Source organism: Massilia aurea (assembly GCF_024753205.1).
GTDB lineage: Bacteria > Pseudomonadota > Gammaproteobacteria > Burkholderiales > Burkholderiaceae_D > Telluria > Telluria aurea.
The window spans coordinates 707,773-722,516 of the sequence record NZ_JANUGZ010000001.1; the positions used below are offsets into that span (position 1 = coordinate 707,773).

Sequence of the window (14,744 nt, forward strand, 5' to 3'; positions counted from 1 at the left end):
AGGTATCATTACACCTGCATAGAATTTGCTGCACTAAAATTTACTATGCTCCGGAGAAATTCCGTGCGGCGTGCCGAACAGGATGCTTCATGCCAATTCCTCCAGATGACATCGCGCAGTGGCGCGTCAAGGTCTTTACCACCATCCTGCCGATCGTCGTCGCGCTGGGATTCGTTGCCGCCCTGCCCAGCATCCCGCTGCTGATCAGCAAAGGAAAATGGCCGGTCATCGTCATGGATGCGGTGGCGATGGCATGGCTGCTGGCCATCTGGCGACTCGACCGCGTCGCGCACACGGTCCGCGTTCTCAACTTCATTGCCATGCTGTTCCTGGTGTCCGTCGGCCTGCTGTTTGCGGTAGGGCCGGTTGGCCTGGTCTACATGACGGCCCTGCCCGCACTGGCCGTCGTCCTGCTTGGCATGCGCCAGGCGCTCATTGGCCTGGCCCTGGGCGCCGCCTGTGTGCTACTGCTGGGCCTGGCCGGCAAGGTGCACCTGTATGTGCCTGGCCTGGAACAGAATGGCCTGGCATCGGCGGTCGTCGTTGTCATCAACTTCTGCTGCGTCGGCGCGTTGATCACGATCACCAGCGGCACCCTGCTCAAGGGGCTGGACCGGTCGCTCCTCGAAGCGCGCACGGCCGCCGCAGGACTCGAAGCGGGCCAGTTGCGCCTGCACGCTGTCAACGACGAGCTGCGCCTGACGTCGGCCGCGGTCGCGCGCCTGAACGACATGGTCATGATCGCGCGCATGGTCGACGTGCCCGGCGCCGAGCAGCCGATCATTTTTGCCAACGACGCCCTGCTGCGCCACACCGGTTACGCGCGCGAAGAAATCATCGGGCGCAGCGTGCGCATGCTCGAAGGGCCCGACACCGACCAGGAGACCGTCCGGCGTGTGATCACGGCCGTGATGCACAAGGAAGCCGCCAGTGCCGAAATGGTCCTGTACACGAAACACGGCACGCCATATTGGGTGGAGGCCGAGATGGTGCCGTTCTCCGGCGACAGTGGCGCGATCACGCACTGGCTGATTGTCAGCCGCGACGTGACGGAGCGACGCAACGCCGCCGACGCGATCCACCGCCTTGCGTTCTACGACGTGCTGACCAGCCTGCCGAACCGGCGCCTGCTGATGGAGCGGCTCGATGTGGCGGTGGCCGGCGCGCGCGCGGGCGGATCGATGGCTGCCGTGCTGTACGTCGACATCGACAACTTCAAGACCGTCAACGACGCACGCGGCCATGCCATCGGCGACCAGCTGCTCAAGAACGTGGCCGATCGCCTGGTGGCGATGACGGGCGACGACGGCTGCGTGGCACGCCTGGGCGGGGATGAATTCGTCGTCCTGCTCGACGCGCTGGGCCAGCATGCGGACCGGGCCACCGACCGCGCGCTGGCCGTGGCCGAGCGGATCCGGGCAGCGCTCGCCGACAAGATCGTCATCGACGCCCAGCGCTACTACGCTACCAGCAGCATCGGCGTCGCGCTCACCGCACCCGGCAACGCGCAGCACACGGTGCACGACCTGCTGCGCGAAGCCGACACCGCGATGTACCACGCCAAGTCGCGCGGCCGCAATGGCGTGGCGCTGTTCGAACCGGGCATGCTGTCCGATGCCGAAGGCCGCCTCACGCTCGAGCGCGACCTGGGCCAGGCGCTCGACAACGGCGAGCTGTCGCTGCACCTGCAGCTGCAGGTCGATGGCGCGCGCATGCCGAGCGGCGCCGAACTGCTGATGCGCTGGCGCCGCAAGGACGGCAGCAGCGTGCCGCCCGATGTCTTCATCCCGGTGGCCGAATCGAGTGGCCTGATCGTGGCGCTGGGCGACTGGGTGCTGCGCGAAGCGTGCCTGGCCTGGCACGTTCTGGACCGCGCCGGCCACCGCTTCCCGCTGTCGGTCAATGTCAGCCCGATGCAGTTCCGCCAGCACGACTTCGTCACGCGGGTCGAAGCGATCCTGCACGAGACGGGCGTGCCGCCCGGCCAGCTGATCTTCGAGATCACCGAAGGCTTGCTGATCGATCGCCTCGACCAGACCATCGAGCGGATGCATGCACTGGCTGCGCTCGGCATCCGCATCTCGATCGACGATTTCGGCACCGGCTATTCGAGCCTGTCGTACCTGACCCGGATGCCGCTGTACGAACTGAAGATCGACAAGAGCTTCATCCGCGACACCCCGCACGACAAGAACGGCACCGCCATCGTGCAGTCGATCCTGGCGATGGCCAGCCACCTGGGCCTGCGCGTCGTGGCCGAAGGCGTCGAGACATCGGCCCAGGCCGAGTATCTGGCCGCGCACGGCAACGCGTGCATGCAGGGTTACCTGTTCCACCGGCCGATGCCGCTCGAGGCGCTGCTGGCCGAACTGCAGGCTGCGCCCCAGGCCAGTTTGTCCGCCGCCTGATCAACAGCGTCGCCACGGGCGGCGCCAATCCCTTATCATCTTGTCTTGAACAGGGAGATGTTGATGGATGAAGTGGGAATCGTGCTGGCCATGCTGCTGGCGGTGGTAGCCAGCGGCTACCTGGTGCGCATGCTGCCGTTCGCGGTGCCGCTGCCGCTGATGCAGATCGCGCTTGGCGCGGCGATTGCCGGCAGCACCGGCCATGGGGTGCGGCTCGAACCGCACATCTTCTTCCTCGTGTTCCTGCCGCCGCTGCTGTTTCTCGACGGCTGGCGCATCCCCAAGGTCGGGCTGTTCCGCGACCGCTCCACCATCCTCGAACTGGCCCTGGGCCTGGTGCTGTTTACGGTACTGGGCGCGGGCTTTTTGATTCACTGGCTGATTCCGTCGCTGCCGCTGGCCGTGTGCTTCGCCCTCGCCGCGATCCTGGCGCCTACCGACCCGGTCGCGGTGTCGTCCATCGCCGCGCGCGTGCCGATCCCGCCGCGCCTGATGCACATCCTCGAGGGCGAGTCGCTGCTGAACGACGCCAGTGGCCTGGTGTGCTTCCGCTTCGCCGTGGCCGCTGCCCTGACCGGCACCTTTTCGCTGGGCGAAGCCACGCTCACGTTCCTGTGGGTCGCGCTGGCGGGCGTGGCCATCGGCGCGGGCATCACGGTGGGCGTGAGCTGGGCCCAGCGCCAGTTGGGCGCGCGCATCGGCGAGGAAAGCGGCTCGCCGATCCTGATCAACCTGTTGCTGCCGTTCGGCGCCTATCTGGCAGCGGAACATCTGGGCGCCTCGGGCATCCTGGCGGCAGTCGCGGCTGGCGTGACGATGAGCTACGTTGAATTGAGCGGGCGCGCGGCCGCCACGACGCGCGTGCGGCGCGCGGTGGTGTGGGACACGGTGCAGTTCGCGCTCAACGGCATCATGTTCGTGCTGCTGGGCGAGCAGCTTCCCGATATTCTCGAAGCAGCCCTGGTCGCACCCGAATTGCCACGTGCGAACGATGTCTGGTGGCTGGTCACCAACGCGCTCGCGATCAGCTTCGGCCTGATCCTGCTGCGTTTCGTCTGGGTCTGGGTCTCGCTGCGTCTGACGCTGCTCAACGCCCGACGTCAGAAGCTGCCGGAATACCGCCCGAATCCGCGCCTGATCCTGGCCACCTCGCTGGCCGGCGTGCGCGGTGCGATCACGCTGGCCGGCGTGCTCACGCTGCCGCTGGCGATGCCGGGGGGCGCGCCATTCCCGGGGCGCGACCTCGTGATTTTTTTGGCCAGCGCCGTGATTGTCGTCTCGCTCGTGCTGGCCAGTGTCGGGCTGCCGCGCGTGCTGCGCGGCCTCGAACTGCCACACGATTCGGCGCATGACAGCGAAGAAGCAAATGCGCGCCACGCCGCCGCGCTGGCCGCGCTCGAAGCCATCGCGAATGCACCGCCACCGCCGCCGACGTCGGGCTGCGATGCGCAGGGCGCGGTGGAGATGCACGCGAGCGCGGTCGATCAGGTGCGCAGCCTGTACCAATATCGCCTGGATGGCGGCAACGGCAACGATGTCGATCCGGCGCACGCACGCGCCGCCGAAAGCGCCGAGCGCCACTATCGCTTGACAGCGCTGGAGCACGAGCGCGCCGTCCTGCTGCGCATGGCGCGCAACAACACCTTGTCGGACGAAGTGGCGCGCAAGCTGCTGCGCGAGATCGACCTGGTCGAGGCGCGCTATCGCTGACCCGAAGACGTACCTGCCTGTCCCGCACTCCGTTATCTTGCGAACAGTGCGGGCCCTGGCCCGGGCGTAGCATCAACGCGATATCCACCATTCGCGAAACCGCCATGCCCAGCCAGACCCTTGATGCCGTCGACGCACTCGACACCAAAGATTCCACCAGCGCCGCGCGCGCGGCCGGCCTGCGCTACGTGCACGATGGCCGCGCCGGCATCCACCGCGAGGCCGTCAAGGACGGCTTTCGCTACCTGGACGCGCATGGCGCGCCGGTGGAGGACGAGACCACGCTGGCGCGCATCAAGGGTCTGGTGATTCCGCCGGCGTGGCAGGATGTCTGGATCTGCGCGCAGGCCAACGGCCACCTGCAGGCGACCGGACGCGATGCGCGCGGGCGCAAGCAATACCGCTACCATCCAAAGTGGCGCACGGCGCGCGACGAAGTGAAATACGAACGCATGCTCAAGTTCGGCGACGCGCTGCCGGCGATCCGGCATGAAGTCGACCGTGCCCTCAAGCTGCCCGGCCTGCCGCGCGAAAAGGTGCTGGCCACGATTGTTTACCTGCTCGAAGCGACGATGATGCGGGTCGGGAACGAGGAATACGCGCGCACCAACAAATCGTTTGGCCTGACGACGCTGCGCAACCGCCACGTCAAAGTCGATGGCAGCGATGTGCAATTCAGCTTCCGCGGCAAGAGCGGCGTGTACCACAAGGTCAAGGTGCACGACCGGCGCCTGGCCGGCATCGTCAAGCGCACGCGCGACCTGCCGGGCCAGGAACTGTTCCAGTACATCGACGAAGATGGCGAAACCCACAGCGTCGACTCCAGCGACGTCAACGACTACCTGCGCAACATCACGGGCGAAGAGTACACGGCGAAGGATTTCCGCACCTGGTCAGGCACTGTGCTGGCAGCGCTGGCTCTGCAGGAATTTGAAAAATTCGACTCCGAGACGCAGGCGAAAAAGAACATCGTGCGCGCGATCGAGTCGGTGGCCGAAAAGCTCGGCAACACGCCGACGATCTGCCGCAAGTGCTACGTGCACCCGGCCGTGCTGGACGCCTACCTCGAGGGCGCGCCGCTGGACGTGATGCGCGAACGGACCGAAGAAAAGCTGGCCGAAGACCTGCACGCGCTGCAGCCCGAAGAAGCGGCCGTGCTGGCGATGCTGCAGCAGCGGCTCAGGCACGAAGAAGATAAGCCACGTGCAGCCGCCCCGCGCAAGAAAGCAGCACCGAAAGCTGCGGCAAAGAAGCCGGCACGACGTCGCGAGCCGGTCGCAGCATGACCCCAGGTGGTCAACGCCCCGGCTACACCGGGTGGTTGAACACCTGGCGCAGGTAGGCGATGTAGGTGACGTCGGTGCACTGCGACTTGCCCGGTTCGTCCGACAGCTTGGCCACCGGCTGGCCGTTGCAGCGCACGAGCTTCATGACGATATTGATCGCCGGGAAAGGCGTGTCGTTGGTCAGCTTGGTGCCGATGCCAAAGCCCGTCATTACGCGGTCGGCGAAATGGCGGTACAGGTTCAGGGCCTTGGGGATGGTCAGCGCATCCGAGAACACGAGGCGCTTGGTGCGCGCGTTGATGCGCAGGCGCGCGTAATGGGCCAGCGCCTTTTCGCCCCACACGACCGGATCGCCCGAGTCGTGGCGCAGGCCGTCGAACAGCTTGGCGAAGTACAGGTCGAAGTCGGCCAGAAAAGCATCCATGCCGACGACATCGGTCAGCGCCGTGCCCAGGTCGCCCCGGTATTCCTGTACCCAGTTCTCGAGCGCGGCGCTCTGGAAGTCGACCAGGCGCGTGCCGAAGGCCTGGTGCGCCTGCAGGTATTCATGCGCCATCGTGCCGATCGGGACCAGATTGAACTTGTAGGCCAGATAAACGTTCGAGGTGCCCTTGAAGTAGACCGGCAGCTCGCGCGCCAGCGTCTGCACCACTTCGTCGTGCCACTCGCCCGAGAAGCGGCGGCGCACACCGAAATCGAAGAACTCGAACGGGTTGGCGCGCGGGGCTTCTTCGCCGAAGGCGCGCAGCTCGTCGATCTTCTGGCGCAGGCGCGCACGCGCCACATCCATGGCCTCGGCCTGGTCGAAGCGGCGGAAATACAGCTCGTTGACGATATACAGCACGAAGATTTCATAGCCCATCACGTGCACCAGCGGGCCGCTGGCGCGGATGCGCAGGTGCGGGCCGTCGGTCGTGACCTCGATGAACTTGCGCTGGAAGCGAAACAGCGTGAGGAAGTCAGCGAAGTCGCCCTTGATGAAGCGCAGTCCGCGCAGGTAGGCGACTTCGTGCTCGGTAAACATCATCGAGCACAGGTGATCGAGCTCGCGTTCGATGTCTTCCTTGAGCTCCGCCAGCGGATAAGCCGGCTCGTTACGGCAGCGGAATTCGTACTCGCCCGTCGCGCCCGGGTGGCTGTGCAGCAAAGCCTGCCACATCGTGAATTTATACAGATCGGTTTCAAGCAGGCTGCGAACTACAGGTTTCATCGTTGCTCCAGGTCGATGATGGGGCGGGCCGGCCTGACCAGGCCAGCCAGGGCTTGGTTCATTTGCCGGCGGCTGGCGTGCGGGTGCGGCGCTTCGGCGCAAGCATCGTGCCCGTGCAGCCGGGCGTACCGCAGCGGCAGGCGAACAGTTTCTTGAGCTTGGGCGTATGGCGCTCTTCGTAGATCAGGGCGTAATTGTAGTTCAGCTCTTCACCGGCGTCGATGTCGTGCAGCGCGTGGATATAGACCTTGCCTTCATCTTCGAACGCTTCGCAGTTGGGCGAGCACGCGTGGTTGATCCAGCGCGCCTCGTTGCCGCGCCGGCCGCCGTCGATCACGCGGCCGTCGGCCAGGCTGAAATAGAAAGTGTGGTTGACCGGGCCGCCGGCCTTGTCGGCGCGCTCGGTCGCGAGGTCCCAGCTGATGCGCTCACCGCGGTACTCGATGATGCGCTCGCCCGCGGCGATGGGCTTCCTGGCGAAAACGCCGTTACCGTGGATGGGCGACTGGCGCACTTCGTACGACGGGCCGCTATCTGGCGTGGCGGTGGCCGTGGCGGTGGCGGTGCTGGTGTCAGCCGGCGTGGCTGGGGTTCGCTTGGTGGTCATCAGGATGGCGCAAGGACGAGAAAAAGAGAGCGTCCATTATGGCCGCATTCGTCCAAAACGCCACGCACTTGCCGCTACACGGGGAAATCCTCCTCGCGGTATTCGAGCGCATCGTCCGCGCCGTCGCCCCGCCTTGCTTCTTCGCGCCGCAACTCGACGCGCCGGATCTTGCCTGAAATGGTCTTGGGCAGCTCGCGGAACGTGATGCGCCGGATCCGTTGGTACGGTGCGAGGCGCGCGCGGCTGAACGCGAACAGCGCGGCGGCCATCTCGCGGCTCGGCGCAACGCCGGCACGCAGCGTGACAAAGGCCTTCGGCACCGACAGCCGTAACGGGTCGGGACTCGGTACGATCGCCGCTTCGAGCACGCTCTCGTGTTCGATCAGCACACTTTCGAGCTCGAAGGGGCTGATGCGGTAATCGGCCGACTTGAACACGTCGTCGTTGCGGCCCACATAAAAGTAGTAGCCGTCGCTGTCGATCGCCGCCGTGTCACCTGTGTGGTAGTGGCCGGCGCGCATGACGTCGCGCGTCTTGTCAGCGTCGCCTTCGTAGCCCGCCATCAGGCCGACCGGATTGGCCGCCAGCACCACCGCGATTTCGCCTTCGGTGGCCGGTGCGTCGTCGATGTCGAGCAGCGCGATGCGATAGCCCGGCAGCGCGCGGCCCATCGAGCCGGGCTTGAGGCGCTGGCCTGGAGAATTGCCGATCTGGCAGGTGGTCTCGGACTGGCCGAAGCCGTCGCGGATACGGATGCCCCAGGCGCGCTCGACCTGCTCGATGACTTCGGGATTGAGCGGCTCGCCCGCCCCCACCAGTTCGCGCAGGGCCGGCTTGCAGGCCGCCAGGTCTTCCTTGATCAGCATGCGCCAGACGGTTGGCGGCGCGCACAGCGAGGTCACGCCGCAACGCTCGATCACGTTCAGGACGGCCGCGCCGGCAAAGCGTTCGTAGTTATAGACGAACACGGTGGCGCCCGCGTTCCAGGGCGCGAAGAAGCAGCTCCAGGCGTGCTTGGCCCAGCCGGGCGAGCTGATATTCCAGTGGATGTCGCCTGCCTGCAGGCCGATCCAGTACATCGTCGACAGGTGGCCGACGGGATAGCTCTGGTGCGTGTGCAGCACGAGTTTCGGCCGCGCCGTGGTGCCGGAGGTGAAGTACAGCAGCAGCGGATCGGTGGCCAGTGTCTCGCCCTCGGGCACGAATACGCTCACCACGGCGTGGCTGGCGGCGTAGTCATGCCAGCCTTCATTGCTGCCTTCATGCGCGCCACCCACAGCGATCCGGGTAAAACAGCCCGGCAGCGCATCGAACTTGTGCGTCTCGGACGCCTGCGCGATCACGTGCTTGACGGCGCCGCGTGCGATCCGGTCGGCCAGGTCGTCGCCGGACAGCAGCATCGTCGTGGGCACCAGCACGGCGCCCAGCTTGATCCCGGCGAGCATGACTTCCCACAGCTCGACCCGGTTCGGCAGCATCAGCAGCACCCGGTCGCCACGCCGCACGCCGCAGTTGCGCAGGTATTCGGCGACCTGGCTGGAGCGGGCGGCCATGTCGGCGAACGTGATCTTGTGCTCGGTGCCGTCTTCGTCGACGACCCACAGCGCGATGCCGTAATTGTCCCGGGCCTGGTGGTCGAAAAAGTCGAGCGCCCAGTTGAAGGTGGTCAGCTGCGGGGGCTGGTAGTCGCGGACAGCGGTGTCGTAGTCGAGCCGATGCTGCTGGAGGAAGTCGCGCGCCTGCACGAAGCGCTGGGTGGGCGTCATGGTGGTCTCCTGATGGGTTGCAGGGGCAGGCTGCGCCGCGGCGCGCCTGCTGTCGTGCTGCCACGCCATCATGCCACCAAATGCGCGCGGCTTGCCAATTCCCGTTGGCGGCCTGTTTCGAGAGTAGAATTCGGCTCCAACAAACTAAAGGCACGTGATGAAAAAGACTGACATGGCAAAAGGCGACGCCAAGAAGATTCAAGGCCAGATGGCTGCCCGGGGCGCCGTCGTCGGCGCGCCAGCAAAAGATGCGGCGCCGGATCGCCGCGAACAGCGCGAACGCGACCGCGCGCTGGGACTGGTGCCGTTTGCCGTCAAGCTCAATGGCGATCTGGTAGCGCAGCTGCAAACGCTGAGCAAGGAGCGCGGCGTCGAACTCAATGCGCTGGTGGCCGAGCTGCTGCAAAAGGGACTGGCCGACTAACGCTGACTGGCAGTTTCAGGGCGTTCACCAAATCGCTTGACAATACTTTCTGGCAATCCTAAAGTGATATCACTTTGATGTCACACCCACCCAGAAGAGGTTCAAGCATGAACGCATCGCACACCCGCCGCGAAAAGGCATTTTCGTCCGCGAATGGCTATCTGGCCGCTTGCGCCGGCATCGTTTTCCTGCTGGTTGCGGTGTACCTGTTCAAGACCGGGATGGAGACGCCCGACGGTCTGTTTCTGCTGGGCGCCATCGCGCTGGGACTGGCCGGTCTGCTCTGCCTGACAGGCCTGTTCATGCTGCAGCCGAACGAAAGCGCGATCCTCACACTGTTCGGCAAGTACATCGGCACCGACCGCAGCGAAGGCCTGCGCTGGGCCTTCCCGCTGTACGTCAAGCGGCGCCTGTCGCTGCGCGCCCGCAACTTCAATGCGCCCACGCTGAAGGTCAACGACAAGCGCGGCAACCCGGTGGAGATCAGCGCGGCCGTCGTCTGGCGCGTGCGCGATACGGCGCAAGCCGTGTTCGAAGTCGACGATTTCGAGCGCTACGTGTCGATCCAGGCCGAGGCGGCGTTGCGGCATCTGGCCTCGCAGTACGCGTATGACGAAGGCGAAGATCTGCCGCAGGGCGAGACCACGCTGCGCGCCGGCATGGACGTCGTTGCTGATGCGCTCAAGACCGAACTGCAGGCACGCTTCGAAGCGGCCGGTGTCGAGGTGCTCGACGCCAAGCTGACCCACCTTGCCTACGCCGCCGAAATCGCCCAGGTCATGCTGCGGCGCCAGCAGGCCGAAGCCATCATCAGCGCCCGCAGCAAGATCGTGCATGGCGCCGTGAGCATGGTCGAAGCAGCGCTGAAAGGATTGTCGGAGCGCGGCATCGTCGAACTGGACGACGAGCGCAAGGCGGCGATGGTCAGCAATCTGCTCGTGGTACTGTGCTCGGACAAGGAAACGCAACCGATCATCAACACGGGCACGCTGTACAACTAGCGGCCGACCAGTATGGCAAGTCCAGGAAAAAAAGCGTTCGCGCTACGGATCGACCCGGCGCTGTGGGATGAACTGCAGCGGCTGGCCGCGCGCGACCTGCGCAGCGTGAACGCGGAAATCGAATTCCTGCTGCGCGAAGGCCTGGCCCGGCGCGGCGTGAAACTGGCCGAACCAAAGGGCCAGAGCGATACTGACGGGGAAAGCTGACAGCGGGACTATAATCCGGGCTGAACCTCTGCCGGCCTATCCCATGATTCCCGCCTCACCCTCCCCGTCCACCCCGCTCGTGAACATCCAGGCGCTCAAGTCGTGCGCTGCCTGCAGCATGCACCAGCTGTGTCTCCCGATGGGCCTGGAAGACGCCGACATCGTGCGCCTCGACCAGATCATCGGCCGGCGCCGGCGGCTGGCGCGCGACGAGCGCCTGTACCAGGTCGGCGAGCCGTTTCGCAATCTGTACGCGGTGCGCTTCGGCCACTTCAAGACCTTCCAGATCAACGCCGCCGGCGAAGCCCAGATCACGGGCTTCCAGATGGCCGGCGAATTGCTGGGCATGGATGCGATCAGCGGCACCCACCACTGCGACGCCGTCGCGCTCGAAGACAGCGAAGTGTGCGAGATCCCGTTCGTGCGCCTTGAAGAACTGTTCGGCGAAGTGCCGGCGCTGCTGCGCCACTTCCACCGCATCATGAGCCAGGAAATCACGCGCGAGCAGAACGTCATGCTCTTGCTCGGGAATATGCGCGCCGAGCAGCGCTTCGCCGTCTTCCTGGTCAACCTGTCGGCGCGCTACGCGGCGCGCGGCTATTCAAGCACGCAGTTCCAGCTGCGCATGTCGCGCGAAGACATCGGCAATTACCTGGGCCTGACCATCGAGAGCATCAGCCGCCTGCTGTCGCGCTTCAAGAAACAGGGCTGGCTTGCCGTCGACAAGCGCGAGGTCACGCTGCTCGATCCGGCCAAGCTCAAGGCGCTGGCGGCGGGTACGGATGTGTGCAGCCCAATGGAATGATGCGGGGATCGAAGCAGGTAGCGCCCGGCGCCCCTTCGTAGCGCAAGTTGTAATACCCGGTTTCAAACCCAGCAGGCGCAGCCAGGCGGACGTAAGATCGGCACCGAATCGTCGTAGCGATTCATTCAATACGCCCTGACTACCTACCTGACCATTGCCATGATCCCTGCCCGTCCGTTCCTGCCCTTGCTGTTGTCTGCACTGATCCTCACTGCCCCGCCCCCGGTGGCCGCGTCGATCCTGCCAGACGTGCCGGACATCAGCGCCGTCACCGACTACCGCCCCAAGATTCCGCTGCGTGTCTACAGCGCCGACAAAGTGCTGATCGGCGAATTCGGCGCCGAGCGGCGCGACTTCGTGCAGATCGCGAAGGTGCCCGCCCTGATGAAGACCGCCGTGCTGGCCATCGAAGACACGCGTTTCTACGAGCATGGCGGCATCGACTGGATTCGCGCGCTGGGCGCGGCCAAGGCCAACATCACCGACTTCGGCAGCCAGGGCGCCTCGACGATCACGATGCAGGTGGCGCGCAACTTCTTTCTGTCGCGCGACAAGACGCTGCCACGCAAGCTCACCGAAATCGCGCTGGCCTACAAGATCGAAAAGGCGCTCACCAAGGATCAGATCCTCGAGGTCTACCTGAACCAGATCTATCTGGGTCAGCGCTCGTACGGCTTTTCCAGCGCCGCGCGCACCTATTTTGGGAAATCGCTGAACGACCTGACGCTGGCGGAAACGGCGATGCTGGCTGGCCTGCCGCAGAACCCATCGAGCAGCAATCCCATCACGAATCCGGCAGCGGCAAAGAAGCGCCAGCAGACGGTCCTGCGCCGCATGTTCGAGTTAAAGGCGATCACCGAGCCGCAGTACCGGCGCGCGCTGGCCGAGCCGTTGACCCTCAGGCGTGACGGCGCCGGCTACGGCGGGCGCGCCGCCTGGGTCGCCGAGATCGCGCGCCAGGCCGTGCATACGCGCTTCGGCGCAGCGGCCTACGAACGGGGGATCACGGTGACGACGACCGTCATCGCCGCCGAACAGGAAGCCGCCTGGGATGCGGTACGCCGCAACGTGGTCGCCTACGACCGGCGCCACGGCTACCGCGGCCCGGAAGCGCGCATCGCGTTGCCGACCGCGGGCGACGCGCGTGACGATGCAGTGGCCGCCGCGTTGCAGAAACGCCCGGCCGTGGATGGCTTCGTGCCCGCCGTCGTCGTGAGTGCATCGGCCAAGCGCGTACGTGCTGCGACGACGAGCGGCGAGACGATCGAGATCACCGGCGCTGGCCTGCGTTTTGCGGCAGCTGCGCTGGCGCCTTCTGCAAAGACCGGTGTGAAACTCTCCCCCGGCGCCGTCATCCGCTTGAGCAAATCGCAAGGCGACTGGGCGATCACGCAACTGCCCGAAGTGGCGGCAGCATTCGTCGCGGTCGATGCCGGTACGGGTGCCTACCGCGCGCTGGTCGGCGGCTTCGACTTCGGGCTGAACAAGTTCAATCACGTGACGCAAGCCTGGCGCCAGCCGGGATCGAGCATCAAGCCGTTCGTGTATTCGGCGGGCCTGGAACGGGGATTTTTCCCCGGTACGCCGATCCTCGACGCGCCACTCGAACTTGGTGGCGAAAACGGCGCTGCCGCCTGGTCGCCGCGCAATGACGACAATACGTTCGAAGGCCCCGTGACGGTGCGCCATGCGCTGACGCGCTCGAGGAACGTGCCCACCGTGCGCATGCTGCAGGCGATTGGCGTGGACGACACGCGCGCGCACCTCGCGCAGTTCGGCTTCGACGCCGCGCGCCATCCGCGCAACCTGACCATGGCGCTCGGCACCGGCGCCGTCACGCCACTGCAGATGGCAGGCGCCTACACGGTGCTGGCGAACGGTGGTTACCGGGTCGAACCGTGGCTGATCGCCCGCATCCAGGATGGCGACGGCAAGGTCGTCTACGAACACGCCCGCAAGGAACCGGTGCGCGTGCTCGACGCGCGAAATGCCTTCATCACGGACAGCATGCTGCGCGACGTGGCGCGCGTGGGCACGGCGGCAGCCGCGTCACGCCAACTGGGGCGCAGTGACCTGGCCGGCAAGACCGGCACGACGAGCAATGCGATCGACGGCTGGTTCGCCGGCTACAGCGGTCCGGTGGTGGCGGTGGCGTGGATGGGCTATGACGAACCGCGCTCGCTGGGCGGGCGCGAATTCGGCGCAACGCTCGCGCTGCCGATCTGGGTCGACTACATGCGCGTCGCGCTGGCCAACGCCCCAGAACGCGCGCCGCTGGTGCCCGACGGCGTCGTGAACGTCGCTGGCGACTGGGTGTATGCGGAGTATGCGGATCAGCAGCAACAGCAGCAGCTGGAAACGCCACCGCCGCCGGTAGACAGCATCGACACGCTGATGGAAAACCTGTTGCAGGAAGCCCCGCCGCGCCAGTAGCTACAGCTCAATCACCAGCGCCGGACGATACCCTTCCTGCTCGCCCTTGCTCAGATACCCGAGCGGATTGGCGATGACGCGGCAGCCCCATGACAGCGGGCCGTCACGGCCCTCGACCACGTAGTCGTTCGCGCAATGCAGGTGGCCATGCATCCACACCTGCGCGCGCTTGAACAGTTCATCGAGCGAATTGCAGAAGCCGGCGGTGCCGGGCGTCTTGCCGTAGCGCGGGTCGGCGCTCTCGAGGCTCGGGGCAAAATGCGTGACGACGACTGTCTTGCCTTCGAACGGCGTAGCCAACGCAGCGCGCAGCCAGGCCTGGCAATCGAGCGCCAGCGCGCGGATGCCTTCGGCCAGCACCGGCTCGCCATCCTTGATGGTCGTATTCTTGCTCAGGTAGTAGTTTGCGGCGCGGAAGGCCTTGGTGCGCTGCTGCAACTGCTTCGTCAGCGGCGCGCCCTCTTCCACCAGTGCGTCGAAGTCGCTCCACAGCGTGGTGCCGATGAAGCGCACGCCATCGAGCGTGACGATTTCGCGATCGAGCCAGGTGATGCCCAGGCGCGCGCAGGTTTCTTGCAGGCGCGCGTAGGTGGCGTCGTAGTCGAGCGCGTCGAATTCGTGGTTACCGGGGATGAACAGCACCTGCGCCTGCGCCAGGGCAGGCACCAGCAGTGGGGAAAAACGTTCCAGCCCGAAGTCCTGCGTGAGCAGACGCGAGCCGGGTTGGTACGAGCCGATGTCGCCGGCCAGCACCACGACGTGGGTGCCGGGCAGGATCTGCGGCTGGAAGTCGGGGTACCGTTCGAGGTGGAGGTCGGAAAAAAGCTGTATGCGCATGGCCGGCGAGTATAGCGCAAGCGCCCTTCGCCGGCCCGCAACGCAAGGAT

Annotated in this window: 12 protein-coding genes; 8 read left to right on the forward strand and 4 right to left on the reverse strand. The window is 65.7% G+C overall.

Annotated elements, in window-relative coordinates; translation table 11 throughout:
- Positions 1-89 precede the first annotated feature (89 nt).
- The 3 genes from NX775_RS02910 (at position 90) to NX775_RS02920 (ending at position 5,404) form a co-directional block, all read left to right on the forward strand.
- On the forward strand, positions 90-2,408 hold the full coding sequence (locus NX775_RS02910) for a putative bifunctional diguanylate cyclase/phosphodiesterase (protein ID WP_258834630.1): 2,319 nt from the start codon (positions 90-92) through the stop codon (positions 2,406-2,408).
- A gap of 63 nt (positions 2,409-2,471) precedes the next feature.
- On the forward strand, positions 2,472-4,118 hold the full coding sequence (locus NX775_RS02915; RefSeq protein ID WP_258834631.1) for a Na+/H+ antiporter: 1,647 nt from the start codon (positions 2,472-2,474) through the stop codon (positions 4,116-4,118).
- 104 nt (positions 4,119-4,222) lie between these two features.
- Positions 4,223-5,404, forward strand: a complete 1,182-nt coding sequence (locus NX775_RS02920; protein WP_258834632.1) for a DNA topoisomerase IB — start codon at positions 4,223-4,225, stop codon at positions 5,402-5,404.
- Between the two features lie 22 nt (positions 5,405-5,426).
- On the opposite strand, the gene pncB is transcribed toward NX775_RS02920, so the two are convergent.
- From pncB to NX775_RS02935, 3 genes are all read right to left on the reverse strand, one after another.
- Positions 5,427-6,614 carry a nicotinate phosphoribosyltransferase gene (gene pncB, locus NX775_RS02925; RefSeq protein WP_258834633.1) on the reverse strand — a complete coding sequence of 396 codons (1,188 nt, stop codon included), beginning with the start codon at positions 6,612-6,614 and terminating at the stop codon, positions 5,427-5,429.
- Between the two features lie 58 nt (positions 6,615-6,672).
- Entirely contained in the window at positions 6,673-7,221 is a 549-nt protein-coding gene (locus NX775_RS02930; RefSeq protein WP_258834634.1) for an SET domain-containing protein, read from the reverse strand.
- 74 nt (positions 7,222-7,295) lie between these two features.
- Positions 7,296-8,987: an AMP-binding protein gene (locus NX775_RS02935; protein ID WP_258834635.1), complete on the reverse strand. Its 1,692-nt coding sequence runs from the start codon at positions 8,985-8,987 to the stop codon at positions 7,296-7,298.
- A 157-nt stretch (positions 8,988-9,144) separates the two neighbouring features.
- On the opposite strand from NX775_RS02935, the gene NX775_RS02940 reads away from it, so the two are divergent.
- The 5 genes from NX775_RS02940 (at position 9,145) to NX775_RS02960 (ending at position 13,857) form a co-directional block, all read left to right on the forward strand.
- Complete coding sequence (locus NX775_RS02940) at positions 9,145-9,411, forward strand: hypothetical protein (protein WP_183553191.1); 267 nt, start codon at positions 9,145-9,147, stop codon at positions 9,409-9,411.
- Positions 9,412-9,518: 107 nt separating this feature from the next.
- Positions 9,519-10,412, forward strand: a complete 894-nt coding sequence (locus NX775_RS02945; RefSeq protein ID WP_258834636.1) for an SPFH domain-containing protein — start codon at positions 9,519-9,521, stop codon at positions 10,410-10,412.
- A 12-nt stretch (positions 10,413-10,424) separates the two neighbouring features.
- On the forward strand, positions 10,425-10,619 hold the full coding sequence (locus NX775_RS02950) for a type II toxin-antitoxin system antitoxin (RefSeq protein ID WP_183553196.1): 195 nt from the start codon (positions 10,425-10,427) through the stop codon (positions 10,617-10,619).
- A 43-nt stretch (positions 10,620-10,662) separates the two neighbouring features.
- Positions 10,663-11,424, forward strand: a complete 762-nt coding sequence (gene fnr / locus NX775_RS02955; RefSeq protein ID WP_258834637.1) for a fumarate/nitrate reduction transcriptional regulator Fnr — start codon at positions 10,663-10,665, stop codon at positions 11,422-11,424.
- Between the two features lie 159 nt (positions 11,425-11,583).
- Positions 11,584-13,857: a penicillin-binding protein 1A gene (locus tag NX775_RS02960; protein WP_258834638.1), complete on the forward strand. Its 2,274-nt coding sequence runs from the start codon at positions 11,584-11,586 to the stop codon at positions 13,855-13,857.
- On the opposite strand, the gene NX775_RS02965 is transcribed toward NX775_RS02960, so the two are convergent.
- On the reverse strand, positions 13,858-14,694 hold the full coding sequence (locus NX775_RS02965; protein ID WP_258834639.1) for a metallophosphoesterase: 837 nt from the start codon (positions 14,692-14,694) through the stop codon (positions 13,858-13,860).
- Between the last annotated feature and the right edge of the window lie 50 nt (positions 14,695-14,744).